The 2,923-nt window shown below is 69.9% G+C and carries 4 protein-coding genes; 1 reads left to right on the top strand and 3 read right to left on the bottom strand.

All coding sequences use genetic code 11. From position 1 onward, the window contains the following. Nucleotides 1-692: tyrosine-type recombinase/integrase (locus WBL06_RS02465; protein ID WP_424454392.1), on the top strand; the 692-nt coding region annotated here is incomplete at its 5' end. Nucleotides 693-714: 22 nt separating this feature from the next. On the opposite strand, the gene WBL06_RS02470 is transcribed toward WBL06_RS02465, so the two are convergent. From WBL06_RS02470 to WBL06_RS02480, 3 genes are all read right to left on the bottom strand, one after another. Further along, nucleotides 715-1,704: a nucleotidyl transferase AbiEii/AbiGii toxin family protein gene (locus WBL06_RS02470; protein WP_424454393.1), complete on the bottom strand. Its 990-nt coding sequence runs from the start codon at nt 1,702-1,704 to the stop codon at nt 715-717. After that, the gene (locus WBL06_RS02475; RefSeq protein ID WP_424454394.1) at nt 1,701-2,405 is read right to left on the bottom strand and encodes a hypothetical protein; all 705 of its coding nucleotides are present in this window, start codon (nt 2,403-2,405) and stop codon (nt 1,701-1,703) included. Before WBL06_RS02475 ends, WBL06_RS02470 begins: the two co-directional genes overlap by 4 nt. 82 nt (nt 2,406-2,487) lie before the next feature. After that, a partial coding sequence (locus tag WBL06_RS02480; RefSeq protein WP_424454395.1) for a hypothetical protein occupies nt 2,488-2,923 on the bottom strand: 436 nt, incomplete at its 5' end.

The following is a 2,923-nucleotide window of genomic DNA, read 5'->3' on the forward strand; positions in this document are numbered from 1 at the left end:
TCCTCCACCTCATCCGCGACGTGTGGCCCGAGCGGCACCGGAAGCGGTATCCGGTGGGCCGACGGCCCAACTACAAGCTGCTCGCCGACTACATCCTCATCACGCTCGGCACCTCCGAGAGGACCGCAGAGCCGATTGCGATCCGGTTCCAGGACGTGCGGTTCGAGGCGGTGGAACAGCCGGATGGAAGCCTGACGATGGAGGCACTCGTCTGGGTCGGCGGGACGATGGTTCGCACGAGGTCCCGCGGCCTGTTCCGCCAAGACTCGCCCAAAGCGGAGCGACAGAAGCGATGGGTTCGCGTTCCGAAGTTCGCGGCGAAGGTTCTGAGCGAACTCGTGGCGAGCCACGTTCCCGACCCTGAGCGGAACCCAGACGACGTGCTGTTCACGTCTGAGCGTGGTCGTCCGCGCGATCCCAGCGCGCTGGGCGAACTGTTGCGGATGTTCCGCCGCGAGTTCGAGCCGGAACTGCTGGCTATCGGGGTCGACGCCGAGCACTTCACCTTCCGTAGTCTCCGCAAGGCGGTCGCTGCGGCGGTATCGGACACGGCTGGCGTCGAGGTCGCACGAGACCTGCTCGGGCACAGTGACTCAGCGATCACTGAAGGGCACTACGCAAAGCGCCCCGAACTCATCGTCGAGGTCGCCGCTGACGCGCTCGACGAGGCGTTCGCGGGCATCGACGCATGAACCACCACGGAGGGCACCTGGCTCAGGGTTCGAGGAGCGCCGCGTCTGCCCGAACCTGAGCCAGTATGTCGCCGAAGCTCGGCGGTGCGTCGGTGCCGTAGTAGAGGTCGCGCATGGCTGCGTCGTGCTCGGCTCGGAGGCGGTCTGCGAAAGGGGATGCCGCGTCGAATGCCGGTGATGCGGCGAAGCCGCCGGCGGGCGTGGGAAGGTCGGGCTTGCCGAACGCCGCGGAGACCTCGCGGGCGCTGGTGAGGATGTCGGCGACGAGTGACTTGTCTGCCAGCAACTCGCGCACGGAGGGATCGCGGAGCAGCGCGGAGATGTCGTAGAGCTGTCGGCCGATGCGGGCCCAGCCGTGCGGTGAGGCTGCGGCTTCGGGGTCGGCGGCGAAGTTGTTCACTCGCAGCAGCTTCTCCAGCAGCGTGCGTCCCGGATGCAGGATCGGCACGTCGAAGGAGGCCAGGTCATCCCACGCGCTCGTGTCGAAGCCCGAGTCGGCCAGCTCGCGTGCCAGGAGCGAGGTGACCGGGTGCGGGGCGTGCGGGTTCGGCCCACCGGACTGGCCGAGTTCCACGAGGATCGCCGCGGGGTCGGCAATCACGCCGGGCTCGCCGCGGTGCTCCAGCGGCGGGCTGAGGTAACCGGATCGGTGGAACGAGCCGGAGCTGCCGCCCGCTGTCACCCCGGTCGGTTCCGCGCCGGTCGCCTCCGCCGCGGTGGTGAGCAGGGTTCGCAGCGCGCGCTGCTCGGCGTTCTTCGACGGGTACTGGCCGATGACGAGCAGGTCGAGGTCTTCGGAGAAGCGCCGGATGATCCGCAGCTTCTCCAGGCTCGTGCCGCCCTTGAAGACAACCTCGCCCGGATGGGCGGTCGTCATCGCGCGCAGCGCCTCGCAGACCCAGTAGTCCTTTTCGACTGCGAGCGGCTGCACGCCGAGGCGTTCCGCGGCGGCGAGGAACGTGCCGCGGAACACCTCGGGATCGTCATCTCGCCACAGCGTCGAATCGGTCATGCCGCCTCCAAAGTGGCGAGCGCCGACTGGCGCGTGCGGGGATCGGGTGACGGAATCCGTGCCGCGAGGTCGTCCCGCCCGGCCGCAGCGAGCAGCGCGGCGAGGCGCGCACGAGTGCGGCCCGGCTCGGTGGCCGCAGCCTGGGTGAGCCGCTCGGCGCGGATGCCGCCGCTGCGCAGCAGGTCGGTCAGCCGCCTTGCGGCCTTGTCCGGGGTGACCTCCAGCACGGCGTTCCAGTCGTCGAGGACTTCGAGCGCGGCGACCTCGGTGGCGTTCAGCCCAGCCTTCGCCCGTCCGGTGCGCGTCGCGCGGGACACGAACGAGACCGGCCCAGCATTCGACGGAGCCCGCTCGGGAACGGCCACCAGTGCGCGGCGCGGGATCTGCGTCGACAGGCGCAGCAGGTTCGCCGCGGACAGGCCCGCAGGACCGACGCCGGGGCCGGGGGCGAGCGCATCGATCAGTCGCTCGGTCGGGGGCGGGGCCATGCCCAGCGGCGTCTTCGTGCCGCGCCAGTACAGGCCGCGTCGCACGCGCCGCAGCTCGCCGCGAGCCTCCAGCTCGCCGAGCAGATGATGCGCGGTCGACGGAGTGAGCGAGAAATCGCCCGGCTCCCAGAAGCGCCCCCGCGACGCGAGCACGGCGCGCCGGGCTGCGGCAGCGCCCTGGCGGTTTCGGCGGGGCGCGAGCAAGATCGACATCACACACTCCTTTCAGCAACGGGATACGAGAACCTGCGGTAGTCCAGTCTACAAGCCAGAACGAGAACCTGCACTAAGCGTTTCACAGTCGCAGTCCCGGCGGTTCCCTCTCGGGGCTGTGGGCAGCGGTACTGTTCCAGTCTCCCGCAGCGGGAACGTCCGTGCCCTCTCGTGATCCCAGGTTCGGCTCGTAGGAGCGCACTGCTTCGATGGTCAGCTCGACGCGCTCAGACTCTGGCGCGGCGGGCTCGGGTGCGGGTTCGTCGTGCATCGCGGCGAGCTGGGACTCGACGCGGGCGAGGTCTTCCTCGGCGTCGGCGAGGGTCTGAGCGTGGCGGAACGGTTGGCCCAGGCGCTGCTGGGTGTCGGCGACGGTCTGCTCGGCTTCTCTCAGGTCTTCGCGGGCCTGGTCGAGGAGGGAGGGGATGCCGCTGACGCGGTTCTCGATGCGCTGCACGAGTCCGAGCCCGGCGTCCAGGAACGACTCCTTCGGCATCGTGAACCCGGAGCGGGGCACC

The organism is Pseudolysinimonas sp. (assembly GCF_049651805.1).
Lineage (GTDB): Bacteria > Actinomycetota > Actinomycetes > Actinomycetales > Microbacteriaceae > Pseudolysinimonas_A.